Annotated in this window: 25 protein-coding genes and 2 tRNA genes; 12 read left to right on the top strand and 15 right to left on the bottom strand. The window is 41.7% G+C overall.

Annotation, left to right across the window (positions count from 1 at the left end):
* Positions 1–37 precede the first annotated feature (37 nt).
* From ACE38W_RS00770 to ACE38W_RS00760, 3 genes are all read right to left on the bottom strand, one after another.
* Positions 38–1,231, bottom strand: coding sequence for an efflux RND transporter periplasmic adaptor subunit (locus tag ACE38W_RS00770; protein ID WP_375828301.1), 1,194 nt, complete (start codon positions 1,229–1,231; stop codon positions 38–40).
* Between the two features lie 424 nt (positions 1,232–1,655).
* Entirely contained in the window at positions 1,656–2,549 is an 894-nt protein-coding gene (locus tag ACE38W_RS00765) for a helix-turn-helix domain-containing protein (protein ID WP_375828300.1), read from the bottom strand.
* A gap of 12 nt (positions 2,550–2,561) precedes the next feature.
* Positions 2,562–4,685 carry an endonuclease MutS2 gene (locus tag ACE38W_RS00760; RefSeq protein WP_375828298.1) on the bottom strand — a complete coding sequence of 708 codons (2,124 nt, stop codon included), beginning with the start codon at positions 4,683–4,685 and terminating at the stop codon, positions 2,562–2,564.
* A gap of 303 nt (positions 4,686–4,988) precedes the next feature.
* Here ACE38W_RS00760 and msrA point away from each other — a divergent pair, with 303 nt between their 5' ends.
* The 5 genes from msrA to ygiD all read left to right on the top strand — a co-directional run bounded on the left by msrA (position 4,989) and on the right by ygiD (position 8,179).
* A complete protein-coding gene (gene msrA / locus ACE38W_RS00755; protein ID WP_375828297.1) occupies positions 4,989–5,651 on the top strand; it encodes a peptide-methionine (S)-S-oxide reductase MsrA in 663 nt (220 codons plus the stop codon).
* A 67-nt stretch (positions 5,652–5,718) separates the two neighbouring features.
* Positions 5,719–6,144: a hypothetical protein gene (locus tag ACE38W_RS00750; RefSeq protein ID WP_375828296.1), complete on the top strand. Its 426-nt coding sequence runs from the start codon at positions 5,719–5,721 to the stop codon at positions 6,142–6,144.
* Between the two features lie 56 nt (positions 6,145–6,200).
* Positions 6,201–6,611, top strand: coding sequence for an RrF2 family transcriptional regulator (locus tag ACE38W_RS00745; RefSeq protein WP_375828295.1), 411 nt, complete (start codon positions 6,201–6,203; stop codon positions 6,609–6,611).
* Positions 6,612–6,665: 54 nt separating this feature from the next.
* Entirely contained in the window at positions 6,666–7,310 is a 645-nt protein-coding gene (locus ACE38W_RS00740) for a DsbA family protein (protein ID WP_375828294.1), read from the top strand.
* 47 nt (positions 7,311–7,357) lie between these two features.
* The gene (gene ygiD, locus ACE38W_RS00735; RefSeq protein ID WP_375828293.1) at positions 7,358–8,179 is read left to right on the top strand and encodes a 4,5-DOPA dioxygenase extradiol; all 822 of its coding nucleotides are present in this window, start codon (positions 7,358–7,360) and stop codon (positions 8,177–8,179) included.
* 6 nt (positions 8,180–8,185) lie between these two features.
* Here the strand turns inward: ygiD and ACE38W_RS00730 are convergent, their stop codons facing one another.
* The 4 genes from ACE38W_RS00730 to ACE38W_RS00715 form a co-directional block, all read right to left on the bottom strand.
* Complete coding sequence (locus tag ACE38W_RS00730; protein WP_375828291.1) at positions 8,186–10,585, bottom strand: ABC transporter permease; 2,400 nt, start codon at positions 10,583–10,585, stop codon at positions 8,186–8,188.
* Positions 10,586–10,709: 124 nt separating this feature from the next.
* Positions 10,710–15,362, bottom strand: a complete 4,653-nt coding sequence (locus ACE38W_RS00725) for a DUF3320 domain-containing protein (RefSeq protein WP_375828290.1) — start codon at positions 15,360–15,362, stop codon at positions 10,710–10,712.
* Positions 15,363–15,915: 553 nt separating this feature from the next.
* The gene (locus ACE38W_RS00720) at positions 15,916–16,230 is read right to left on the bottom strand and encodes a hypothetical protein (RefSeq protein ID WP_375828289.1); all 315 of its coding nucleotides are present in this window, start codon (positions 16,228–16,230) and stop codon (positions 15,916–15,918) included.
* Positions 16,231–16,241: 11 nt separating this feature from the next.
* Positions 16,242–16,769: a hypothetical protein gene (locus ACE38W_RS00715; protein ID WP_375828288.1), complete on the bottom strand. Its 528-nt coding sequence runs from the start codon at positions 16,767–16,769 to the stop codon at positions 16,242–16,244.
* Positions 16,770–17,009: 240 nt separating this feature from the next.
* Between ACE38W_RS00715 and ACE38W_RS00710 the strand changes: the two genes are divergently transcribed.
* From ACE38W_RS00710 to ACE38W_RS00695, 4 genes are all read left to right on the top strand, one after another.
* The gene (locus ACE38W_RS00710) at positions 17,010–17,495 is read left to right on the top strand and encodes a hypothetical protein (RefSeq protein ID WP_375828286.1); all 486 of its coding nucleotides are present in this window, start codon (positions 17,010–17,012) and stop codon (positions 17,493–17,495) included.
* 9 nt (positions 17,496–17,504) lie between these two features.
* The gene (locus tag ACE38W_RS00705) at positions 17,505–18,362 is read left to right on the top strand and encodes an XAC2610-related protein (protein WP_375828285.1); all 858 of its coding nucleotides are present in this window, start codon (positions 17,505–17,507) and stop codon (positions 18,360–18,362) included.
* 37 nt (positions 18,363–18,399) lie between these two features.
* Positions 18,400–18,903 carry a DinB family protein gene (locus ACE38W_RS00700; RefSeq protein WP_375828284.1) on the top strand — a complete coding sequence of 168 codons (504 nt, stop codon included), beginning with the start codon at positions 18,400–18,402 and terminating at the stop codon, positions 18,901–18,903.
* 119 nt (positions 18,904–19,022) lie between these two features.
* Positions 19,023–21,713 carry a GH116 family glycosyl-hydrolase gene (locus ACE38W_RS00695; protein ID WP_375828283.1) on the top strand — a complete coding sequence of 897 codons (2,691 nt, stop codon included), beginning with the start codon at positions 19,023–19,025 and terminating at the stop codon, positions 21,711–21,713.
* Positions 21,714–21,755: 42 nt separating this feature from the next.
* On the opposite strand, the gene ACE38W_RS00690 is transcribed toward ACE38W_RS00695, so the two are convergent.
* The 7 genes from ACE38W_RS00690 to ACE38W_RS00660 form a co-directional block, all read right to left on the bottom strand.
* The gene (locus ACE38W_RS00690) at positions 21,756–22,349 is read right to left on the bottom strand and encodes an SHOCT domain-containing protein (RefSeq protein WP_375828281.1); all 594 of its coding nucleotides are present in this window, start codon (positions 22,347–22,349) and stop codon (positions 21,756–21,758) included.
* Positions 22,350–22,533: 184 nt separating this feature from the next.
* Positions 22,534–22,600: transfer RNA gene (locus ACE38W_RS00685), tRNA-OTHER, on the bottom strand.
* 83 nt (positions 22,601–22,683) lie between these two features.
* Entirely contained in the window at positions 22,684–22,890 is a 207-nt protein-coding gene (locus ACE38W_RS00680) for a hypothetical protein (RefSeq protein WP_375828280.1), read from the bottom strand.
* A 128-nt stretch (positions 22,891–23,018) separates the two neighbouring features.
* A complete protein-coding gene (locus ACE38W_RS00675; RefSeq protein ID WP_375828278.1) occupies positions 23,019–23,405 on the bottom strand; it encodes a hypothetical protein in 387 nt (128 codons plus the stop codon).
* A gap of 179 nt (positions 23,406–23,584) precedes the next feature.
* Complete coding sequence (locus ACE38W_RS00670; protein WP_375828277.1) at positions 23,585–23,920, bottom strand: hypothetical protein; 336 nt, start codon at positions 23,918–23,920, stop codon at positions 23,585–23,587.
* A 2-nt stretch (positions 23,921–23,922) separates the two neighbouring features.
* Positions 23,923–24,315, bottom strand: a complete 393-nt coding sequence (locus ACE38W_RS00665) for a hypothetical protein (protein WP_375828276.1) — start codon at positions 24,313–24,315, stop codon at positions 23,923–23,925.
* A 289-nt stretch (positions 24,316–24,604) separates the two neighbouring features.
* On the bottom strand, positions 24,605–25,096 hold the full coding sequence (locus tag ACE38W_RS00660) for a helix-turn-helix domain-containing protein (RefSeq protein WP_375828275.1): 492 nt from the start codon (positions 25,094–25,096) through the stop codon (positions 24,605–24,607).
* A gap of 139 nt (positions 25,097–25,235) precedes the next feature.
* Here ACE38W_RS00660 and ACE38W_RS00655 point away from each other — a divergent pair, with 139 nt between their 5' ends.
* Entirely contained in the window at positions 25,236–25,535 is a 300-nt protein-coding gene (locus tag ACE38W_RS00655; protein ID WP_375828273.1) for a hypothetical protein, read from the top strand.
* Positions 25,536–25,640: 105 nt separating this feature from the next.
* Here the strand turns inward: ACE38W_RS00655 and ACE38W_RS00650 are convergent, their stop codons facing one another.
* A complete protein-coding gene (locus tag ACE38W_RS00650) occupies positions 25,641–25,898 on the bottom strand; it encodes a hypothetical protein (protein WP_375828272.1) in 258 nt (85 codons plus the stop codon).
* A gap of 234 nt (positions 25,899–26,132) precedes the next feature.
* Here ACE38W_RS00650 and ACE38W_RS00645 point away from each other — a divergent pair, with 234 nt between their 5' ends.
* Positions 26,133–26,270 (top strand): hypothetical protein, encoded by a 138-nt coding sequence (locus ACE38W_RS00645; protein WP_375828271.1) that lies wholly within the window; start codon positions 26,133–26,135, stop codon positions 26,268–26,270.
* 3 nt (positions 26,271–26,273) lie between these two features.
* Positions 26,274–26,348 (top strand) — tRNA-Trp (locus tag ACE38W_RS00640).
* Positions 26,349–26,506: the final 158 nt, after the last annotated feature.

The following is a 26,506-nucleotide window of genomic DNA, read 5'->3' as shown; positions in this document are numbered from 1 at the left end:
ACGCTCTTAACACTGGCGTGCTTTCACGCTTATTATTTTAAAGCAGTGGCTTTGTTTTCAGCAAACTGTCTACAGATACCATCTGCGGCTGAATAACAACACCATCTTTTAAACCACCCATCATCATGGTAGACTGAGAAGATAATACAATCTTATCTCCCTCCTTTACGCCATCAGTAACAAAATAATAATTAGACGTTTTGCCGGAAATGGTAAGTGGTTTTGTAACGATTTTATTACTATCGGCCACGGTATAAACGAATACTTTGTCCTGCAATTCAAACGTGGCTTCCTGAGGAACTACCAATGCAGCAGCATGTAAAGTAGGTACCCTGACTTTACCAGTACTGCCACTTCTAAGCACGCCCTGCGCATTAGGGAAGCTGGCGCGTAAACTAATTGCACCAATAGTTTTGTCAAACTGACCTTCCACTATTTCAACTTTTCCTTTTTCAGGATAAACACTGCCATCTGCCAGGATTAATTCTACCGGTGGCATTCCTTTTACTTTTTCAGCAAAAGTATTACCTGGATATTTTTCCTTGAATTTGAGAAAATCTGTTTCACTGAAAGAAAAATAAATACGCATATCCTTTACTTCAGAAATAGTAGTCAATGCGCCTGTCATTCCTCTGCTAACAAGGCTTCCTGTTTTAAAGGGAATACTACCAACATAACCATCGCTGGGTGCACTAATATTGGTGAACCCAAGGTTGATACGGGCAGCTTCCACCTGGGCCTGCGCCTGGGCAACATTCGCTTTCGCAGAATTGTAACTTGCTTCGGCAGATTTTAACTGAACATCCGATACCACATTATTACTCAGTAGCGGTTTCAATTTATCAACGTTGATTTTTGCATTCTCCAATGCCGCTGTTGCAGCTTGCAGATTTGCAGTAGCAGTGTTGAGTTGCTCTACATATGGTCTTCTGTCTATCGAGAAAAGTGTTTGACCTTTTCTAACGTAAGCTCCTTCATCTACTGAAATATTCGTTAGGTAACCATCTACCTGTGGTCTTATTTCCACGTCACGTGTTCCTTCTATCGAAGCAGGAAAATCCTGGAACGTGGTAGCTGGTAATGCAACTGCTTTAATTACCGGCAACGCTGCTGGTGGCGGTGCCTCATTTTTTGCCTGTGATGTGCTACAGGCAGACAATACCGAAAGAACAAAAAAACTATAAAGTAAGCCTGCCGGCAATGTTGTTAATGTTGATTTCAATGGTTTCATTCTACATTTTTTTTGACGACTAAAAATAAAATCCCCCGTTGCGACACAGGCCAATAAAAGGCAGCCTTGCTTCGCAGCAATCCATATCAATGAAAGCAATCGGGCGTGAGAATACAGCAGACAATTGCATAGCAATACACCTGTGACGTGCATAAACTTTACGGGCACAAAGTTTATACATCGAGCGCAAAACTATCACGTACGCAGAACTATCTCAGTAATAAGTATAGTTATACGAACAAGTACAGCAATATGTTACTCCTGTAAATGAATTAATTAAGCAATTCTGAAGATGTGCGGTTTTTCCGCTAACAAATTTTCATGGCTTTCAATTTTTAAATGACGTACGGGCAGCGTCATTATTTTAATTTCACGATGCAAAAATAGAAAATTATAAATCTAAATGATTTAAATTTTTACGGGTTTAATTGTACTTTTCACGGCTTTCTCGTTGAAACACTGCTGGAGTTTGTCCGGTATGCTTCTTAAAAAATCGGTTGAAATAGGCGTCGTCCTCAAAATTCAGATGCGAGGCAATCTGCTTCACAGAGTGCTCTCCCCAATACAGTAGCCGCTTTGCTTCCAATATACGCTTCTCATCAATCACGTATTTCGCATTTCTCCCCATCAGGGCTTTTACAGTATCGTTGAGATGTCCGGGTGTCACAAATAACATTTCAGCATAATCTGAAACCTGTGGTTTTACGCGATAATGCTGATCTACCAGCACCTTAAACTGACGAGCCATATTATATTGGCTGCTTTCTACATTCAGCCAGATCTTGTCCGACTCCCTGGTAACTGGTTCGGATATACGACCACATGCTATAATAAATGCATTCAACAGGTTACGGATAATTTCTTCTCTCCGGATTCGGCTACTCTCATATTCCCGTTCTATCATACGTGCATATGAGAGTAACTCCTCCAGTTGTTCTTCATTCAAGGGAATAACCCCAGAACCAAAAATACAACGCCAGCAACTCACCACTCCCAACAACTCCGACGCAAGGAATTCTTCTGTAAAATAGATACAGATAGCCTCACAGTCTGGCGACATACGATGCAAATGCACCTGATCTGGCTCCATCAACATCACTGCGGGCGCAGTGACTTCATGCTGCCTGAAATCCACCGACTGATGAATACTACCTTTTATTATTATATCTATACTATAGCCTGTGTGTCGATGTGGTGTGGCAAATTCTTCCGCAACAGGATTAACTCCTGTCATCCTGCACATCAGGAAAGGAAAATCATCTGCACAATCTTCCAAACGATAAACGGGTATTTGCTGCGGTTTGCTGGCTACTTCCATCTTTGATCTTTTTTATTGGTTTCCCTCTTCGGTAATTTTTTCCTGGACAACCACCAGGTCACTCAACTTAACATTGATAGGGATTTTACCTAATTGTACGATCGCACGTTTATCACGGATCTCGATTAGTTTACCTACCTGCCTGTTAGTGAGGATCTTCACCTGGTCGCCTACCTGAGCATTTCCGCCCACTTCCTGGAACTTGTCCTGTACTTTCTTATCTAACTTTTCGTTGATCTGTTTCTCTCGACGGCGGAACAACAATATCTCTGCCTGCTTCATCACTTTCTCGCGGTCGTCATTCTTCTCTGCACGCTTCCATTCCACCACGATTTGTTTCAGCTTACGCTCCATATCTTTCAGATACTGCAGATCATCTTCCTTGATCTTATTCTGCAATTTCAGAAAAGTTATCTGTTGATTCTTGCGTTCCTTATCCGCCAGGATCTCATATTCTTTCTTCAGCCTTTCATTCTCCTTCAACAATTTCTGCAGATCTTTCTCTTTAACTTCTACTTTCTGCAAATCCTGTTCTGCTTTATTAAGCAGCTTATCCAGCTGAAAATGACCTTCGTCCACCAGTTTCTTGGCCCTGTTGATCAGGGATGGATGAAGCCCGATACGCTGCGCAATCGAAAACGTATAGGAGCTTCCTGGTTTGCCAACGATCAGTTTATACATCGGTAACAGGTTCTCTTCATCAAAGCCCATGGCCCCGTTGATGATACCTTTTACTTTGTTGGCCATCACTTTCAGGTTCAGATAGTGCGTGGTAACAATACCAAACGCATGTTTCTTCGCCAGTTCTTCCATGATAACCTCCGCAAAAGCACCACCCAGGTTAGGGTCAGAACCACTACCTAATTCATCGATAAAGAACAATGTTCTGCCATTGGCATTTTCCATGAAATATTTCATGTTTTTAAGATGAGAAGAGTAAGTACTCAACTCAAATTCCAATGACTGGGTATCCCCAATATGAATCATCAACTGTTTGAAGATGCCTAATTGGGAAGTTGGGTGCACCGGCACCAGCAAGCCTGCCTGCAGCATCAGCTGTATCAGTCCTACCGTTTTCAGTGTCACAGTTTTACCACCGGCATTCGGTCCGCTGATCACCAGGATATGGTTATCCTTGTCCAGCGTGATATTTACCGGGATGGTCGGCTTACTGTTTTTGCGATTATATAACAGCAATAACGGGTGATAAGCCTGTACAAGATGTACTTCTGCATGTGGCATCAGCATCGGGAAGTTACCGTCCATATCCAGTGCCAACTTAGCTTTCGCACGAATAAAGTCGTATATCCCCAATACATCATGATAACTATTCAGTAAACCACTGTAGTTGGCCAGGTTAGCGGTCAGCTGCTTGAGTATACGGTATACTTCTCTGCTTTCTTCGCGTTCCAATGCCTGTACTTCACTGTTGAGTTCAATGGTATCTTCCGGCTCCAGGAAAGTGGTTTTTCCTGTATCAGATTCACCATGGATAATACCTTTTACCTGACGTTTATATTCTGCGTAAATGGCTACCACACGGCGTCCGTTGAGGAAGGCCTCTTGCTGATCGGCAAGGTAATTCGACTTATGCAGTTTCTGCAAAATACGGTCAAATGCCTTGCGTAATTCGGTACGTTTACGGTACAGCGACATACGGATTTTGGCCAGGTCCTGGCTCGCATTGTCTCTTACCTGTCCTACCTCATCCACCACATCATCAATCAGCGCAGTGATTTTTTTCTCGTAGTACGTATCCTTGATTACTTCATGTAAACCGCTGTATTGCAGCTTACGGTCGTGGTCAAAGAATCGTGTAATGCTATGCATACTCTCCGCCAATCTGCGGATTTGTATGACTTGTTCTCCAGATAAAACAGCTCCCTGAATGGAAAGTAAGCGTAACTCCGTCTTCAGGTTCAACACAAAATCATTCGGAAAATGTTCTTGCAGAAGTGTGAGCTGTTTATATTCGTGCGCCTGTTGTAAGGCTGTTCTGACATAATCTATATGCGTATGCAGTCGGAGTTCTGAAGCCATTTGCTTACCAAGCTCCGTTTTACAGTGCTCCGAGAGAAGCTCCTGTACTTTATCAAATTCCAACTGCATTGGCGCAGATTCAGGAAAGTATTTCAATTTAATCTTCGTTTAATCATCATTAGACCATCCATCCAACATGCTGCTACTCACGTCGGTTGATAGTCTGTAAATTCATTTACAATTTCAGTTTGCTTAATAGGATAAAAGACTGCGGCAGCTGGCCCGGCAACAAACGGGTAGGGGGCATCCCTTTACATTCTTAGTCAAAAAGAATGTTAAAGTTACTGAACTTGTGGTTCTTTTGTATCATTTTACACGTAAATAAAATTTACGTTATGATTTTTGGGCCGCTATATCGTCTTACATTTATATTAGTTCATCGCCAGTAAATTTAATTTTATGCGAAAATACTTGTTATTCATTCTACTGCTTACTACGGCGCTCTCTGCCTGCGCTCAAAATAAAAAAGCTAAAACTGCTGCTAAAGAAAAAGTCAACGAAGATATGGAATTAAAAAATAATCCAAAACTGCAAACAGCAACTTTTGGTGCAGGATGTTTCTGGTGTTCGGAAGCGCAGTTCCAAACATTGGACGGTGTAGTAAAGATTGAATCCGGATTTTCCGGAGGTACAGTGCCAAATCCTTCCTACGAACAGGTCAGTGAAGGAACAACTGGCCATGCAGAAGTAATCGAAGTTACTTACGACACCACTAAAATCAGCTACGATGAGCTACTGCAGGCATTTTGGGTGAGTCACGACCCTACCCAGCTAAACCGCCAGGGAAATGATGTAGGTACCCAATATCGTTCTGTCATCTTCTATCATAATGAGGAACAAAAAGAAAAAGCAGAATATTACAAAAAGAAACTGCAGGAATCTGGCGCCTGGGATAAACCTATTGTTACCGAAATAGCCCCTTTTAAAGAATTTTATAAAGCAGAAGATTATCATCAGAATTATTATAATCAGAATGGTTCTCAGCCATATTGCTACTTTGTAATTAAGCCAAAACTGGAAAAATTTAAAAAAGTATTCGCTGAACACCTCAAGAAGCAGTAAATATTTCGGGAGTAATCCCGAAATGTTTTATTATCTTCCATATGTTATAAAAACTGATATTCCATTAATGAGCACTGTAAAAGACCTTGCCTCAACCGCATGTCCATACTGCGGCAGTAATGATGTTATTCGCGCTATACCAGAACAAAACAGCTCAGACGCCGCTATTCTCGTCTGTAATCATTGCCAGCGCGTGGTAATGCCTGGCCACTCTTCCAACGCTAGCCGTAAAGCAATCGCCGAACAAACCATCGATCTCTGTCTGTCGCACGGTATTATCCACGGTATTAAATATTATCTTACCGAAAACAACAAATTACCAGGCCGGCAAATTGATTTACTCCAGGCTAAACAGGATGTAGAAAGTCTCCTGGCTGCCAGAGGCCTTTCACATGCTGTCAAAAAGCCTAACAAAAACGGTTGTGTAGTAACACTAATCGTGCTGGTACTGGTTGTGGCATCCATCATTTACTTCTTTACCACCCACCACTAATTTCGGTAAGCGCGACTTTATTCGTATCTTCGTACTGTAATATCTTGAATTACAGAATGAATAACGGCAGATTTCCCATATCATTGCATATTCTTACCCTGCTAGCCAGGGCAGAAGGGGAATTATTGTCTTCAGATCTCATTGCCGGCAGTATCAATTGTAACCCTGTACTGGTACGTAAAGAGATCAGTAATCTACGGAACCATGGCCTAATAGAAAGCAAAGAAGGGAAAAACGGTGGCGCCACGCTCGCCAAACCAGCCGAAACCATCCTGCTCGCTGACATCTATAATGCCGTCAAACAATCTTCCCTACTCGGAAACAGCCGAAATCTGCCCAATCCGGACTGCGCAGTAGGAAAACAGATAAACCTTCATCTAGATAACCTTTATGCTGAGGTTGAAGACGCACTTATAGGTAAATTACAGCATATCTCACTGGCCGACTTCAGCCGCCAGTTTGAATAAACCTTTCCTTTCCTCAACTGTATTTATTTACAGCGGCATTTAAACTAACTGACCATGAAACTGATTTACGTTATGGACCCTTATTGTGGCTGGTGTTATGCAATGAGTGAACAAATCAATATAATGGCAACCCATTTCGCAGATCAGCTGCCACTTCATGTGCTGCCAGCTGGTATGTGGGCAGGACATAATACCCAACGCCAATCCCGGCAGCTCATCTCCCAAATAAAATCATATGATATAAAAATCGCTGAACGTAGCGGCGTAAAGTTTTCTGCAGCCTATAACCAATATCTGCAAGATCCGTCCCGCATCCTCGACAGCGAGATCCCTTCCAGAGCCATCGTCACCACCGCAAACAACTGGCCAGAACAAACCCTGGCATTTATGCATGAAATTCAATATGCCCGTTATATATTGGGAAAAGATCTGAATGATACAATTACTTATCAAGACATCGCCCTCTCCTTAAATATTTCGCCTGAGGTCTTTACCGAACAATTCAACAGCGCCGCCACCAAAGCGAAAACAAAAGAGACTTTTGCGCTGGCAGATAAATATGCCCACAACTACCCCACCTTACTTCTGCTCCGCAATGGTAAAACAACCATCATCGACCAGGGGTATACGCAGGCATCTCTCCTGATAAAAACAATAGAACATAAGCTGCATGCCGCTTATAATATACACCTGAACTAAGGTCGCCTGCACAACGTTATTATTTCATATAAAGAGAAATATAACGCATGGATTTACACGATCTGAAAAATATCAGCGATAGTTTTATTAATACAGACGAAATGCCGGTGATGTTCATCGGACATGGAAATCCCATGAATGGCATTAGTGACAATGCTTTCACAAAAGCGTTGGGGAATATGAGCAAATCACTACCTATGACACCCCACGCCATCCTGGTAATTTCTGCACACTGGCTCACAAACGGTACACATGTACTGGTATCGATACAACCTAAAACAATTCATGATTTCGGTGGATTCCCGGAAGCCTTGTACCAGGTACAATATCCAGCGCCCGGCGCACCTGAACTAGCCATAGAAACGGGTAAACTTATTACCAGCACCACCGTCGTGGAAGATAATCACTGGGGCCTGGATCATGGCGCCTGGACTATATTAAGGCATATGTATCCTGCAGCGGATATACCTGTATACCAGTTAAGTATCGACTATCATCAACCACCAGAATATCATTATAAACTAGCAGCAGAGCTGAAAGCCTTACGTAAAAAAGGAGTACTGATCATTGGCAGTGGAAATATCGTTCATAATCTTTATGAGATTGTCTTTTCGCTGCATGCTAAGCCCTTCGACTGGGCCATTAGTTTTGATGAAACGGTGAAAAAGAAATTACAGCAAGGCGCCTTTGATGACCTTATTCACTATCAGCGCCTTGGCCAGGAGGCAGCATTATCCATTCCTACCAATGATCATTATCTGCCAATGATATATACACTTGGTTTGATAAATAAAGGAGAAGATATCCGTTTTACTTACGAAGAAATCCAAAATGCCAGCATCAGTATGAGATGCTTCGAAACGGTATAACCCTAATCACTCCAACGTCTTCAAACTCTTTGCTGGATTTGCCAGTGCTGATTTCCAGGCATAAAAACTGACCGTCAACAAAGCCAGCAATAATACTGATACCGCGGTGATAATAAATACGCCCAATCCCGGCTCAATATGATATGCAAAGTGCTGCAACCAACTATTCATCATCCACACAGACACCGGCACGGCTATCAAAATGGCCACCACAAGGAGTTTCAGATAATCTTGTGAGAGTAACCCTACAATACTGAAAGTAGAAGCACCCAAAACTTTACGTACACCAATTTCTTTTATACGCTGCGAAGCCATAAATGCTGCGAGTCCTAATAAACCCAGGCAAGCAATAAATAATGCCAGCATCGTAAATATCATGAAAAGCTTTTCCTGCCTCCGTTCCGCTACATATTGCTTCGCGAAATTCTGATCCAGGAAAGCATAAGAGAAATCATGTTCTTTATCGAAATCTTTAAATACACTTTCTATGTGTTTCAATGCACCTGGGATATCATCTTTACTGATCTTTACATAGATATTGTCTTCCATCGTTTGCTGTGGCGCCATTTCCAACACTAGTGGCGCTATTTTATGCTGGAGAGAATATGTATGAAAATCTTTTACCACACCTATTACATAGCATGTCACCCGTGTGCCTTTGTTATCAATTTTCAGTTCTACTCTTTTACCTAAAGGGTCTTTCCAGCCCATTTTCTGAACCAGGGTTTCATTTACGATAACAGTATTATATCTATCAGCATTACCTGTATCAGAAAAATTCCTGCCGCTGGCCATTTTGATATCCATTGTTTTCACAAAGTCTGCATCCACAAATAAATTCTGTGCAAGCAAGCTAGCTTCGGATATTTTGCCATCTTTTTCAAAAAAATATCCGTGAGAGCCTATATCATTTGCACCCATAGGATTACTGGCAGCAGCAACGTTAAGCACCAGCTTATTATTCAAGAGTTGTTGCTTGATGGCTGGAATGCGATATCGGGAAGCTTCTGAAGGCAGATGAAAGGACAATGTCTGATCAGCATTAAATCCTAAATTGGTATGCATCACATATTGCAACTGGCGGTATGCTACTACGGCACTTGCAGCTAGCATGATAGCAGCGCTGAACTGAAATATAACCAGTCCTTTTCTGAAGATACCATGAGAACGACTGCCAGTAAAGCCTTTCAGTGAAGTCACCGGTCTGAAGCCAGATATTACTAATGCCGGATATAATCCTGCTAATAGACTGGTAGCAAAAATGATTGATATGATAGCTAGCCATGACTTCATGACGCCAAAATCCCAAAGTGTAAAAATGGTTCCCGTGATTTCGTTAAAATATGGTAATGACAACCACACGATACCGATTGCGATGATACCAGCTACAGTTACCATCACCAGTGATTCTGCGAGGAACATGCCGGCAACCTGCCATCTGAAAGACCCCAGGACTTTCCGCAGACCAACTTCTTTCATGCGCAAGGTTGCTCTGGCTGTTGCCAGGTTCATATAATTGATGCAGGCAATAAGCAAAATCAATATGGCAGCGGAAAGGAAGATATATACATAGGTGATATTTCCATTGGGACCTAATTCATAATCCAGGTTTGAATGCAGATGAATGTCGTGAAGCGGTTGTAATAGCATGTGGTAACTAACGCCATCGCCCATATGATCTTTAAGATAGCGATCATAAAATCCGCCCAGCTTCGTTTCAAGGGTATGTACAGCGGCTCCTTGCTTCAGGAGGAGATAGGTATACAGATTGAAATTTTGCCAGCCGTCAGCGTCAAATCCAGCGGGCAAGGGCCTCACCGCTTGGAATTGTATATGCGAATTGCCAGGCAGATCTTCGATAACGCCCGTAATACGACAAACATTTGGGGCTCCCGCGATGATCGTTTTTCCTATTGCATTATCAGGAGTCCCAAAAAGTTTGACAGCTGTTTCACGCGTGATCACCATTGCATCTGGTGTAGTAAGCGCATCGGCAGCAGTGCCAGCAATAAAGCGATACTTAAAAATTTGGAAGAAGTCCGGATCTGTGAAAAATACCGCAGGTAGCTCAAATCTTTTGTTGTTCACTTCAAAGGTTCCTCCCCCATCAGACAAAACACGGGTCATCGATTCTACTTCCTCATAATCACGCTGCAACACAGGCCCAAAGGGCGCGGAGGTAACCGCTACATTCATATTACCTCCAGACCAACTGACAGTATTTACCGCACGGTAGATACGTTGTTGCTCCGGAAGAAAATTTTCATAGCTCGTTTCATGCTGTACATATAGTAATAACAACCAACAAGCAGCCAGGCCAACAGCCAGACCAGCAATATTGATCAGCGTAAACAGCTTATATCTTGTAAGATTACGCCAGGCGATGGTGATGTAGTTGCGAAACATGGGGATGTTATTTTTATATCTATCCTATTACATCCGTTATGCCAGCTTCTTCTCTATTTAAAATCAAACCTAAGAACATACAAACAAAAAATTATATGTTCATTTTAGAACAATACCTGTACGATTATAAGCGATCAGACTTCAGAAATTCACCTTCCTGCTGTACCACCTGGTTTTCGATATTCGCTGTAATGGATTTCAGCATATCTGCTTTCATCTCTTCAGTCATTCTACTAAAGCCAAACATCTTAGCGATAAATGGCAGCGTAGCTTCTGGCTGGATGGCGATGGCATTACGGACAACTTTTTCCAGCGCCACGCCTACTTCTTCTACAGCAATATAATTCACTTTGCGGGCGGAGGCAGGCAGTTCACTACGGTCACGCACCAACGGAGATGGCAAATCTACATGCCATAAAAACTGTCCTTTTATTTTGATACGCTTGCCTGCGTCAGCATGGCGCACCGCATGTCGCAATACTTCTCGAATACGAGGACCAACGCGGGTAACGCCTGCTGCTTCCACCATTCTGCGCGCTACCTCATCGAAGTGAACAGGACTTTCTACCTCTACCACCTGTTGAATCCAGCTACATAATAAGCCAATAGGCGCCTGATGTAATTCCTGTTCCTTGATGTCTTCCGGCAGCGTGGCTACTTTATAAAGAAATGTTTCTTCTTCTTCAATAGCTACCGCTTCACGTTCCATCTCTAAGTCTTGCAGCACAACCTCTTCTTCTTTATCAGCCGAAACCCTTGCCTGCTTGGCTTCTTCAATGACTTGTATCAGTCTTGCCAATTCTGCTTCCGGATGATGGAACCAATCAGTACTCCATATGCGATGGATACGCCATCCCATATTTTCGAGTACTTGCTGGCGTAATCTATCTCTATCCCGCGCTGACCTTGCGCTGTGATAGGCAGCACCATCGCATTCTATGCCCAGCAAATATCTGCCTGGATGCATAGGGTCTACAATGGCGAGATCGATATAAAAACCTTTGGCGCCTACCTGTTTACGTACGGTATAACCGCTGGCCGTCAGCATGGCTGCTACATTTTCTTCAAAGGGGCTATCGGCTGGCTTTGATGTTTCTTCTGTGTAATTCAGGCGGCCATACTGTGCGAAATACAGAAAGTTCTTCAGCGCCTTAATACCAAAGCTTTGTGTCCTGTTCAGGTCTATGTCATCAGCGCTGATATTAGTAAATACTTCACAGCGGAATTTAGCACGGGTAATCAATACATTGAGACGTCGTTCACCCCCTTCATTGTTCAGTGGTCCGAAAGACATAGCCACATAACCTTCTTCTGTACGACCATAACCTATTGAGATATAGATTACATCACGTTCATCGCCCTGTACGTTTTCCAGGTTTTTTATGAAGAATGGTTCGTCCGCGTGGCTGCTGAAGAAACCTTCCAGTTCAGGATGCGCTTTTCTCTTCAACTCAATTGCATCACTGATTGCCTGCCGTTGGGAGGTACTGAACGCTACTACGCCCAGACTTTGTTTAGAACAGCTTTTCGCATGTTCGATAACGGCTTCGGCTACACGTTCTGCTTCTTTTGGATTGGTACGTGTATTTCCTCTGTCGTAATATGTTTCAGGAAGATGATGAAACACAAGCCCTGCTTTATCTTTTGTACCTGGTCCCGGGAATATCACCAGTTTATTATCATAAAACTCGTGGTTAGACAAGGTAATTAGGGATTCGTGGCGGCTTCGGTAATGCCAGCGGAGCATACGTTGTGGCGCGCCCTGTGCATCACAGAGTCCCAGTATACTTTGCATATCCGCGGTTACGTTTTCCTCATCATCATTGTCTTTATTCAGTGTATCGAAGAAGGAAGTTGGTGGCAACTGTTTGGTATCACCTACAACGACCAATTGCTTACCACGTAAGATGGCCCCCAATGCGTCTACCGGGCGTACCTGGCTGGCCTCATCGAAAATCACCAGGTCAAAGTCTACCGCATCTGGCGGCAGAAAATTCGCAATAGACATTGGGCTCATCATGAATACAGGTTTAATGGCCTGTATTGCCCAGCCTGCCGCCTGCATCAGCTTGCGGATAGGCATATGTCTTGCTTTTTTATTAAACTCTGTTTTGAGAATATTTACCTGACCGCCAGCATCTGCTTTAGGCATCTGTTCCCAATGCTGTAAAGCTGCGCGCACGCGGTTGTATTGCAGCTGCAACATGTCCAGGCGTTGGAATTGCTTCACGAGCTCTTCATGAGAAGACCTGCTAAAGCGCCTGAGTTCAGGCTTCGTTTTCACGGCTTCGCTGATCAAATGTTCGTACCAGCTACGCAGTAATGCGGTTTTCAGCCATTTTCCGGCTTCGGGCCATTCCAGGGAAGCGTTGATGAGACAGTCCAGGCTTTCCTGTGTAGCCGTTGCCGTTATATTATTCCAGGAGATAAGATATTTTATCTCAGGAAGTTTTTGTAACCAGGTATTCAATTGTTCCAATTGCCTAGCCAGGAGCTTATCCACCGAGCTTGCCGGCATTGCGAGCGCCTGAAGCATTTCTTGTTGCTGGGAGGCAGCCTGCTGCAGTCTTTGACGCAAAACTGCTTCATCTTTAAGTGCTAGCACAGGATCTGCCTGGCGGGAAAGACAATCAAGAATTTCTTTACTCAGTGTGCCTGCATCTATTCGTTTATGTATTTCCGTTAGATAGGCCGTTGCATTTTCCAGCAGTTCCCAGTTGGATTTCAATCTATCCCAACGACTACCAAACAAGGTTTCAGCCAGGGTATTATCATTCTTTACGATGGATTCCAGTCTGCGGAACACCATGATATCGTCTACATATTGTAGGCGAAGGGTGTTATCATCTGGCAATCCTTGTTTGCACAAGGCCCCTAATCTCTTCTTACTTCTACGGTAGCTGCCGATGAGGAACTTATACCATTTCTCACCATGGGCCAGCAGGTCTTGTCGAACCTCCAGCAGGTCCTGTTCCCAGGCTTCGGGAATTAATATATCCTGATAAGATTGCTGTAATGCTACTGCTGCCTGTCCGGCTTGCAACAATTCATGAATCGCCGATTCCTGGTGAATCCAGCCAGAATTAGCGGCCTTCATGCCTTTAATATCGGGTTGAGCTGCTATTACCTGGCAGATGTCTGCCTGTTGTGCAATCGCCACTTCACTTTGAGGGGCTGATAACTGAAGATGGTTAGCGACTTCAGTTGAGTCCTGTATCAGTGACTGGACTGCCAGTATGCTTCGTTGTAAAATATCTTTTACACGGTCTTGTTCATGTGGCAGCAGGCTATGGAGCTGCGATCCATAGAACGGTGATGCCGCTGGTATACCAATTTCATTGAGACAGGCTTGTATACGTTCAGCTAGTGCAGTGGCTTTATTGGCGGCCGACATATCCCAGTTGCTGATATCGGGAATGGATATACGGGGAAGATCGACCTCTTTAATTTGTTCTTTGAGTTGCAGCAGATTACCTATAACTTGCTGCGAAGTAAGGCCACTGTTTTGCACCTGCGTATTGATACCGATACAATAATCATTTAGTTCTGCTCTGGTTTTTTCCAGGAGTTCTAACTCTGTCTGCAGTTTGCCAGCAGTAGGTTTGCCTAGTTCCAGTACTTTTTTCAGTTCCTGGTGCAGGGTCTTCTTATTTGCTTTATGACTATGTAGTTCAAGGCAGGCTTCTCCGAGATAAATATTATCCAGCCTACGTTTTACGACTTCCAATGCCGCCAGTTTTTCCGCTACGAAAAGAACTTTTTTCCCTCTACCGATGGCATCAGCGATGATATTGGTGATGGTCTGTGATTTACCGGTTCCTGGAGGGCCCTGGATTACGAGGTTGCGCCCTTCCTGAACGGCCAACATGGCCAGGATTTGGGAGCTATCTGCATCTACGACCTGAAACAGGTTATTCGCGTTGGTTTCCGTATCGATGAAACTCTCTTCGGATATTTCCGAAGGTTCATGCGTGAAGCCGTTGCCAAAGAGGCTACTAATGACCGGGTGTTCTTCAGGTGATTGTCCTTCGGGCCAATTGGCGGCATCCAGATCATTATAGATCATGAATTTCCCAAAGGAGAAGAATCCCAGTTCAACGGCATCAGGAATTACTTCCCATCTTTCAAAATCTGCGACGGCTGCTGCAACGCTTTGTAGGTAAGCATTTATATCAACATCTTCGGTATCAGGCAGTTCTGGTATGCTAATACCAAAATCTGTCTTCATTTTCGCTTGAAGGGAGATATTCTCTCCAACTTCTTCCAGCGTATATTTTAATCGAAACCTTTCACCTACGTTGCTACGATCCAGTGATACCGGGATTAGTATTAGTGGTGCTAGTCTTGCCTCCTGGCTGCTATCACTTTCATACCACTGGAGCATTCCCAGGGCGATATAAAGGATATTAACCCCTTGTTCTTCAAGATTTGTTCTTGCAGCATAGTAGGTATTCAGCAGTTTATGCTGAAGGGTAGCATTATTTTCGTTAGTTTGAAGTTTCGTATCAGTGTAGCCATCTTTCAGGGCTGCTGTGGTAGCCTCTGTAGGAGGTTCCGGTGGCAGTTCCTGTTGCGCTAATTCCTTAGCTGTCCTGCCGCTGAAGGTCATACTTTTGCCTTCTTTTACGAGCAGATTATAGATGGCAGCGGATTGCTCTTGCACAATATGCAATCCTTTACCTGTGGGTAACTTGTAATTTAACAAAGGATTTCTGAGGCCCAGATCCAGTAATTCTTTACGGGAAGCTTCGAGCCTGGCTAATATACTTCCGGTCATAACAGCAGTGAGAAACTGTAAATTTAAAGTTTATTTCCTAAAACGCTGAAGGATATACGGGAAGTATGTAGGTAATCTCAATGAATGGTAAAAATTAGTTTATTTCCCATCGAAAATCAGTTGTTCCCGAACAGTTTGTTGGCCTTTGGGCGCCAGTTATTCTAAATTTAATAGCCGATATAAGAGAATAGTGATACACAGGATCCATCATTTTCCTCCTGATACGTTTGGTTAAATGCGTAATAATGATTTTTTCGAATATTCGAGGTAAATAAAACATAGGTTCAATTATTTAGGCTGCAAAAGAAACTCACAGACAAGGAATACCGCCTTACTAAAAACAACCAGGAAAAATGAGACCGAAAAATAAAATTTCATTTCATTGTATATTAGCTCCAAATCTTTCATGGCGTTTCCCATCATCACCATTTAATAGGCCCAAACATAAGCAGCAAAACGCTTCTCAGTTATATCAATGACAAATTCAGGATTATAAAATGATTTCATGGGTAACAAACCTATTTCATGGGCATAATGCCAATAAGAGAAAGCGCTACATTTTCTGCTTATATCTTATCGGTTCATCATCTCCCAATGGATAATATTTATACTCATCAAAATCTTCTACAGTAAATCCGGCTTCTTCATATTCTGGCCAGAGTACGATCCATGGCTCGCAGATACGCCAGGTATCAGTAAACCTTATTGGACGCTGATCATACTTACTCGTCTTATTTCCCATCCCCCTTAATAAATTCATCCGCCAGGTAAGCGAATAATGATGCCTTGGATTAAGCATATTCTTTTTTATCTTCTTCGTGAGGTAATTCCGTAATGGTTTTTCAATAATCCTGGTTATAAGATCCATCTTACAAATTTTTAAAATTGTTCAAAAAACAGACTGAGCAAAAATGCCGCACTACCTATAACTCCTGTCACAAATGAGTACAAATAGTATTTACCTTTTCTCTTTACTATATTTTCAATATCCATTGTTATATATGACAGTTCAGTGATGTAGCTTTCTAATAGCACAGCGTCTATTTCCTGCGTTAAAGGAATCTCACAGCCAATAACCTTTTGATGCAATTCCTTTTTACAGAAGTAATGGTAATTGACAGGATTCGGCAACAACGTATCTGTTTCAGGAAATACCATCGAAATAGCAAATAAAATAGAAGCAAAAAAGGATATAACAAAAATGATAAACAACAGGAAAACAGTAACTGGTAAATGCTTCCCCTGTAGGACGTCTCTGGTAATTGGTACAGCAGAAATAGTCAAGGCAGAATAAATAATCATTAATGTGGAAATATTCTTCACCAGGAGCTGATAGGCCGCTACATACTCCGCAAATCGCTTCTCCGTGACCTCAATGATATAATCCTTGTTATAAAATGATTTCATGGGGAACAAACTTTAGTGTTTCAAAAGTAGGTACTCTTTTTATTTCAACCTTATCCAGTTTGTTCAACAGATGAATGATCTGTTCATTATTATTCGTGGAAAATTGTAATTAAAATAATCGTATACTCACGATAATTGATGACCGAATTATCCAGGCCTTGTACACTATCCAAATCATTTGAAATATTAACCCAAACTAATTATTGCCAAAATTGTAACTTTCCAATAAACGAATACAACATGAATGCATATCCTGATGAAATAACAAACTTCCATCAAACACTTGACAGCCTTAAAGGAATCAACGACGTTTGCAGCGGAATAGATAACCTGGAAGATGTAAAAAGCACAAACCTAAATGATCCCGCATATGCCCACCTTCCTATAGCTACTCTGATAAGAACCAAAGGTGGCCTCCCCAATGAAGTAATGCTTCAGTTCGAATTCACCATCGACAAATCACCCGAAAGCCTCCTGTCCCTGGAATTTATCTCCTGGTTTATCCGCGACCAGGCACGAGGTAGCAACCCAATGCAACTACGTACTTTTGCATTGCCTCCGCAGACACCCAATGGCACTCAGTTAGGACAAACACTTAAATTTCATATCGATCTGTTTATTGAAAATGCACCAGATTCGTTACAACCTATATTAGACCAGATAGCCACTATAAATAATACACTAACAACCTTTATCCGATTATATAATATACCAACTAAAAACTAACCCAATACCGTGAAGAAACTATTTACCCTGGCAGGTTCGATGCTATTTACAATTATCTCTATTGCACAAACGAAAATTACCGTCACCTATAATTATAGCGGCACTGTCAGCAAATATCCATTTGAAATGCAACTGCGTATTCCCCGCTCCACTGATACGTTGGAAGGAGAATATTTCTATCTGAAAAGTGGCATCGGTGCTAAATTAGACCTGCATGGAATTAAAAAATCCACCGACTCACTCCTGCTCACTGAAACAAATTTTCGGATACGCGATACAAATGATAAATTCCTCGTTACCGGATATTTTCAACTAAAAGGATCTGATACCATTTCCGGAACCTGGAAAAATGAAAAAACCGGCGCCATACTTCCTGTTGCCCTTCGCATGCGCGAAAAAATAAACTCATTTCTCCCAGATAACTATAACTTCAAAATAAAAACCTCTAAAGGCAACATGAAAGATGCCGGTATGCATGATCGTGCATACACAAAAATAAATCAACTGGATATCTACTTCCAGCAAAAACTTATTCAGACAATAGCCGGCCTTGATGAATGCCTGAGTGACAACCTGCCAGAAGTAATAATGGAAGACCTCAATTTCGACGGATACCTCGATTTGAAAGTGCCCATCTACTTCCCTGAACGAACCAAATACGATGGTTCATTCTTATACTTTATCTTTAATAAATCAACCGGCAAATTTGATAAAAACCAGCAATTAATTGATCTGGAATACCTCACCTTCGATCCGGTTAAAAAAGAGGTATACCGCTACGATGAAGGATCTGATGGCTTTATCACCAACTACTACAAATGGAAAGACGGTAAAGTCTATTTAGCCAGAACAGAAAAAGAAAACTAATTTCTTCCTCCACATAACGCCATTAAAATATCAAACTATGTTACAGCTATACAAGGAAAGCTTATGGAAACAATTTGGTGCAAGTATTGACATGCTCACCAATGCTATCAACGCCTATCCCGAAAACATTTGGGAAAAAGAGAAAAAGTTTTTCTATATCTCCTATCATGTTGCCATTTTCCTGGATTACTACCTGCAAATTCCGGCAGCGCCACTTTCCTCACCGCTTCCTTTCACACTTAGTGACGTAATTCCTGTAGATGGCATCGACGATATCGTTCCTGACAGTATATACACCAAGACCGAAATACTTACATACCTACAAACCAGTAGACAAAAATGCCATGACCTCATCATGCATATGACAGAAACAGATTTTGCCCAGCAATGGGTTGAAATAGATGGCAATAAGGTGATGCCGGTACTGGAACTACTATTTTATAATATGCGCCATGTTCAGCATCACGCGGCACAACTCAATATGCTACTCAGAAAACAGACAGGTGATGCGCCAAACTGGGTCAGGGCTGCCAGGGAATGATACTATTCTCCCCATTCATACCGATAATTTCGATGGTCATTGAATAAGCAATAGGAATTTAATAAATTAGAGTAGCTATTGAAAATAGCCCAAGGATTCCACCATCGAAAAGTGAACAAATGAAAAGAAGAAAGTTTCTCCGGCAATCCAGTCTGGCAGCTGCTGGATTGCTAACCTTGCAACTCCCGCGCATAGGCTTTGCCCGGCAGCCATACCATGGGGTTTTGAACCCAGTCCATAACATCCCTGCCATCAAAAATATTGATCCTGCCTGGTTACAAACTCTCTATAAAAGAGGGCATCCTACCACCTACAGTAAACAGCAAAACGAATTACAATATATCGGGATGCCCGCCGGTGGACTTCATACAGGCACTGTCTACATGGGAGGCGATGGAAGGCTATGGCTATGGGGTATCTATAACGATGAAAGAGAAGGTGTTGATCCTAAAACACTATCCTGGTATGACGGTCATACTGAAAGGACCATCCGCAACCGCGATGGCGCCAGCTATCTGGAGCCTGCAATTGCCGCAAATAAAAGAGTACTGGAACAAGGATTTGCCATACAGATCAAACAAGGCACTCATACATGGCTAAAAGAATTAAAAGAAGAAGACTGGCAACAAGTCACCTTTGAAGCCACCTATCCTACTGCTCTCATTCGTTTTAGCGACCCAAACTGCCCGGTAGATGTAATCATGCATGCAGGAGGATTATTCATTCCACTAGATGCAGACAATAGTGCCCTGCCTGCAACTATTTTTGATATCAATATCCAAAATAAAACCACAGAAGCACTCGATGTCAATATCTGTGGCTGGTTCGAAAATGGGGCCAGAAAAATGACCGCAAAACCCAGCGAAGGCATCAAACGTAATACAGTCCTGGCTTCTAAAACTGGAATCCTCTCTACTTTTCAATATGCAACAGGCGTTCCTAATCACCCAGATGATGGTTCTACCTGCATTACCTGCATCGGTGACAACATCATCATGAATACGAATGCAGATATATGGCCCGTTACAAACAGACTTTTTTCTTCCGAAAATAAAACAACAGATAAACCGGCGGATGAAATATTAGTTGCTGCTATAAGTACTGCCACTACTACAATTGAGGCTAACAAAGCACTTCAGATACAATATGCATTGACCTGGCATTTTAACCATCCCCTTAAATCAATCAGTAAAGTTAAAGATGCCCAGGAAGGTTACTATTATGGCAGCAGATTTCAGAACGCCGGAGAAGTAGCAACGTATATACATCAGCATTTCAACACACTTTGGAGTAACACCTTATTATGGAAGGAAACATTTTATGATTCCACCTTACCTTTCTGGTTCCTGGAAAGAACTTTTCTTAACATAGGCACTCTCGCCACTGCCAATACCTATCGTTTTAAATCCGGCCGCTTCTGGGGCTGGGAAGGGGTCAACTCCTGTGCAGGTACCTGCACGCACGTCTGGCAATACGCGCAAACAGTTGGCCGAATTTTTCCATCACTGGAAAGAGATACCCGCCAACATACGGATCTGGGAATTGCCATGGATAAAAATGGCGGAATCATATTTCGCGCAGAATATGAAAACAGACCTGCTATAGATGGCCAGGCTGGTACCATTCTACGCATTTATCGGGAGCATCTGATGAACGCCGACAATAGCTTTCTGGCAGCCAACTGGACACAGATAAAAAAAACGGTAATATTCATGCTGGCGCAAGACAAAAACAACGACGGCATGACAGATACACCAATGGAAAATACACTGGATGCTGTGTGGGAAGGCGAAATATCATGGATTGTTGGACTTTGCATCGCTGCTGCCAAAGCTGCACAGCTAATGGCCGAAGAAATGAAGGACAGTGCTTTTGCAAAACAATGCAAAGAATATGCTGACAACGGCGGAACTAATATGTCTAAATACCTCTTTAACGGTGAATATTTTATTCATCGCCCGGATGCCGTGCAAGGCCGCAAGAAATTAGGCAGTTACAATACTTGTCATATCGACCAGGTATATGGTCAGAGCTGGGCATGGCAGGTAGGTCTTGGGAGATTGTGGGATAAAGAACAAACTTTGGCGGCACTCCGCGCACTCTGGAAATATAATTTCACTACCAACGTTGGGCCATATATCAAAACACATATCGGTGGCCGGCCGTATGCATTGGATGGAGAAGCTGGCATGATCATGAACACCAACCCACACAATGAAGCTAACCCTTATGGAGAAGATGTCACCTGGCAGTTAGGTTATTTTCATGAATGCATGTCTGGATTCGAACACCAGGTCGCCAGTCATATGATGGCAGAAGGGATGACAGATGAAGCACTGATTCTTACCAGGGCTATACATGACAGATATCATGGTGCTAAACGCAACCCATTCAATGAAATTGAATGCAGTGATCACTATGCTCGCGCAATGGCCAGCTATGGTACTTTCATTACCGCCTGTGGTTATGAATATCATGGGCCCAAAGGCATACTGAAATTCAAGCCCGCCTTCAGTGGTAATGATTTTCGCGCACCTTTCACCACAGCTGAAGGATGGGGTACTTTCTCTCAGCTGCTTGCCAAAGACAAAGCCAAACATACTGTTGCCCTGAAATACGGCGTTTTAAAATTGAATACGCTTAACCTGGATACCAGCACAGTTAATACAATAAAGCAGGTCAATGTAAAAATAGACAACAGGGAAATAAATGTTTCCTGGAAACAACACGAGCAGCAACTGATCATTCATTTCCCTGCAGCTATTCAATTGGCCGTCAATGAAGTATTGACGGTAGCATCAGCGAGTTAATTTTATCGGTGAGATAGGAAATAATTAATAGTGAAAACACTATTAATTATTTCCTAACAACTTCTTCTTTTGTTGATTATACTCTTCCTGTGTAAGCACACCATCGTCCAGCAGCTTTTTTAGCTTTGTTAATTCATCTGCAACACTAACAGCTGGCTTATTGTCTACCGTGGCAGTCAGGCCTTTTCCTTTGGGCTTATATTCATCAGGAACGGTTAGTTCGCCCGTAGCAATTGCATTCTCCACATCAATTTCATAATTCCGCATTGCCCATCCAAATTTTGCATAGTAGACATATCCATGCTTTCTATCGCCTCTTGCTTCTATCGCTTTAATTTTGAACACTAATCCTGATTGACTGCGAGGCAATGCATTTGCCTGGTTGGCAAGCCCCTGATAACCTGAAGTAGAATGATAAGCGAAGAAAGAAGCGGCGTTAACTCTTATGAATTTAAAATCACCATCTGGCATGGAACCTACGCCCATTTTCACTTCCTGACCTCTGGCCAATGTAAATCCAGAAGTAGTAAACAATGTGTCATTCTCTATCTTGGGTAATAGAGAACCACCATCCTGCGCATAACCGGCAACAGCAATCATTGAACAGCAACAGACAAAAAACAAGTTTCTTTTCATATTCAAATTGGAGTTTAAGGGAAACAATTTCTATGGTTAATTAAAAGTGTACGTATTGAATTCAAAACAGCACATACATCCAGCCTTTTCAGCCAGTGTAATAGCAGAGAATTAATTGCTTGAGGAGATGCTTGGGTTGGAGTAAAAAAAAGACGCAATTAGTAAATTGCGTCTTTGAATTTTGTGTCCCGGATTGGATTCGAACCAATGACCTACTGCTTAGAAGGCAATATAGCCAGCATACCGATGACACATCAAACTGCTAAAGATCTTTTTAAAAGTTATTTTTATTTATAATACAAATACATTATTGCTTTTAATGCCAACTTTTATATCAACCTTCTTTTTTCTGCTGTAACTCTTGCTCAACAAGCATTACAGGTATTTTCAAAGTATCAATAACAGAAGGTTGTTCTACCTGTTTTAGAATCATCTCATTAGATAATCCAAACAGCCAATTCAAATCAACAGAATATAATTCCGCTGCTCCTAATATCATTTCTTTGGTGAAGCCTTGTGAACCATCTCTGTATCTTGTCAAGTTGTTACGACCGGCACCAATTTTTGTTAGATAGTCTCGTATGTTTTTTTTTCTTTACCCGTCGAAACAAGCCAGTCTCCAAGCTGCAGTATACGTTGATCTGAGATGAACATTTTCTTACTCATAAATTAATTTATTTGAATCTGGCACCCCCCTGTGTAGCTGCTTGGGTTCCCTGTACCCTTACGTATTGTACCTGATTCTGCTATTACTGTACCATCCAACTTTTTTATGCGCAGCTTCCATTGGTCAGAGTTAGGGTGTTGAGCATCCAAGAAAGCACCGGCTCCTTTTTTTACATAGGCGTGAATACTATATTCACCAGGTCCATTGATCTTCCAATCAGTCATGCCCGTGCGCGTTGTCGCATTGGCGTCGGTGTAGCTTACTGAATCAAACGGATCATGTGCATTAGAAGATACTTCATAGATTATCTCAACTAAGGCTGGAGTAGCGTCCTTCTTACCACATGATAAGCTTAAAAGAAAAAAAAAGAGTACAGATAATTTTTTCATTGGGGATACAGTTTATATAAAGGAAAATGGTCTATAACTGATTTATCTTGAATATTTTATGCATCTAATCTTATAAACTATCAAAACACCTTTTATTTCTGTTCATTTTGTTCAGTCTATTCATTTTTGTTCAGGTTTTCTTGTGGATTTTGTACGCATCTTATTTGCGTACTTCAATTTTAAATATCAACCTTCTTTTTCTGCTGTAACTCTTGCTCAACAAGCATTACAGCCATTTTCAAAGTATCAATAACAGAAGGTTGTTCTACCTGTTTTAGAATCATCTGAGTAGACAATCCAAACAGCCAATTCAGATCAACACCATATAACTCAGCAACCCTTAACATCATTTCCTTCGTGAAGCCCTGTGAACCATCTCTATATCTTGTCAAGTTATTACGGCCGGCACCTATCCTCGTCAGAAAATCACGTATGTTTTTTTCTTTACCTGTTGATACAAGCCAATCCCCAAGCTGCAGTATTCGCTGATCTGAGATGAACATTTTCTTACTCATAGTTAGTTTATTTGTGCCTGGCATCCTCCTGTATAGGCACTTGGGTTCCCCGTACCCTTACGTATTGTACCGGACTCGGCTATTACAGTACCATCTAACTTTTTAATGCGCAGCTTCCATTGATCTGAATTTGGATGCTGTGCTTGTAAAAAAGCACCTGCTCCTTTCTTTACAAATCCATGTCGTTTGAAGGTCCCTGATTCGGACAAACTCCATTTGACAAATCCATCGGGGGTATTAGCTTTGATATCATTATAGGACACATAATCAAATGCCACATTGGTATGAGATTCCACTTCGAATATTACTTCAACATTATTACTCGATTTATCATCATTTGACTTGCTACAGGATAAGAAAATGAAAAAAAAACTGATAACATATAATTTTTTCATGGGGATATAGTTTAATTAGTAGGAATGGCTGATAACGTTTTAATCTTGAATACTTTATAACTCACATGCGTACACCCATCAATTTATAAATGTGAAACTCTGTTCATTTTGTTCATTCCGTTCAGTTTTGTTCAGATTTGTTGGTGGATTTTGTACGCACCTTATTTGCGTACTTGCAGAGTAAATTCGTCAAGAGTTGAAAATGTATAACTGTTAACCAAATTATCCGTATACCCAAACGTCATTGTCATGAAAAAGAAGAAAAAACGCCACAATAAACCCAAAAAGATTAAGGTGTTAGACGTCCATGCCTTAGATCAGCTAAAATTTTTATACTATCAGTCTTTAGTTCGTCAAGAATTCTCTCATAAACGTCATCCAGGGTCCCAGGAGCCTTCTTAACATCTATTTCGTAACTAGCTAAGAACATTGCAAATTTTCTTTCTAGGGCAACTATTTTAGCTCTCTCCCAATTTAAAGGATCATCTTGCTGAAACGGATTCTTGATTTCCGCAACATTCTTTCCTTTTTTTGTTTTACGTGATGCCAGATAGGCTATTTTATATTCTTCTGGCATCATCTCCTTTTCCACTAGATCATGCATCGGGATCTTAAAGAACTCTGAGAACTTTTGTAACAATTCTACTGGAACACTTCGCCCTTGTTCATATTTTACTAGTGAAGGTCTCGGAATCTTGAGTTTATCAGCCAGTTGTTCTTGCGTCAACCCCCTCTGCTGACGCAGCCAAACTAAATTCCTGTTAATTATTTGCTGCTCCATTTAAATAAATTTCAATGTTCCTTTTGTTCTTTTTGTAAAGATCTAAATTTTACAATTTGTTCCATTTGTTACAAAAGTTCCCATACATTTGTACTGTTGATGCAAAATTATAGCCTAAGTTTTAAACTATAAATAGTAAATGTACGCAAAAGTTACAAATGTTATTCCGAGGAAAAGCAAGCAGGAGAAACTCCAGGAACGGGCAGCCGCTAAGGAGGAATTAGCAAAAGTAATTGAGCACGGTGATGTAATGGAGATATACAACCAAATGAACATACTTGCAGAAAAGGATAGATCCCTTAAGAGAATATCTTACTGGACTGTATACCATACTTTAAAGATAGACTCTTCTACGTGGTCACCTCGGGTTATTGAATATGCACGATTATATACTGCTGAGAAATTGAAACGCAATGAAGAACGGGCCTCTCAGGAATGAAAAAAATATTATCAATGCAATACAACAGAGGACAGAGTACATAAAGACACTCCTCGCATTGATTGAAAAAGAGACTTCACTTTTAGTAGCTGACGGGGAGCGTTTTTACGCTTCCTCCTCATCTACCAAAGAAAAGCCAAATGATCTCTCAGATGAAGCACGGCAACGCTTGACAGATAAGCGTTTGAGTAAAATAAAATTCACTTGACCCTTAAACGTATTCTTTATGGAAACATATATCAGCTTCTTACTTTGGATACAGAAATTCATTTTCATGCCTGCTTTAGCAGCTGCTGCTATATACTTATTAAGATTGCTTGTACCTATTTTTTTTAGAGATGTATGCTGCAAAACAGTATCCATTGGGGTTAGTATATCCCGGCGCTACTCTTGGCGCCGGCTTTTAAATCGAAAATTAAACTCAAAATATAAGAATAAGTGTGTGTATAAAGACTCTGAAGCAGTTGACTATCACCCATTTATTTAGGCCATATCAGAAAAAAACCATTTCATAATCTTTTGGGGTTAACAACAACAGAAAAACTTCCGGCGGATTGTCTCTACTCTCTGCCTTCAATTTGAAAACAAAACAACAATATGGAAAACGAAGAGATAGAAGTGATAGACGAAGAACCAGAGCCAGAAGACGAAGAGTCTTACCGGCAATGGCAACGCAAACAGCGTGTAGAAAAAGACCTTGAGAAGAGACAAGAGCGGTCGCAGTACTACGATTAACACACAGGTTTAGGAGCAATGGCAAACCGGCTGACTCCAAATCAGCAATTCCAGGTTCGACCCCTGGCACCTGTGCCAAACAACGCTTTTTTCATAATTCACTAACCAGCTGCGATTTGCGGCATGCCACTGTCATGCCTATACGTAGCTTAAAACGAAAAGCATATGCATATACGTGATCCTGGTAACTGGCCTGACTTTCCGATAGAATCGGAATTTGACTAAACACTTATTAG

Origin of the sequence: Chitinophaga sp. Hz27, assembly GCF_042263525.1 — a bacterium.
Classification (GTDB): Bacteria; Bacteroidota; Bacteroidia; order Chitinophagales; family Chitinophagaceae; genus Chitinophaga.
This window is presented reverse-complemented; position numbering and strand designations above follow the sequence as displayed.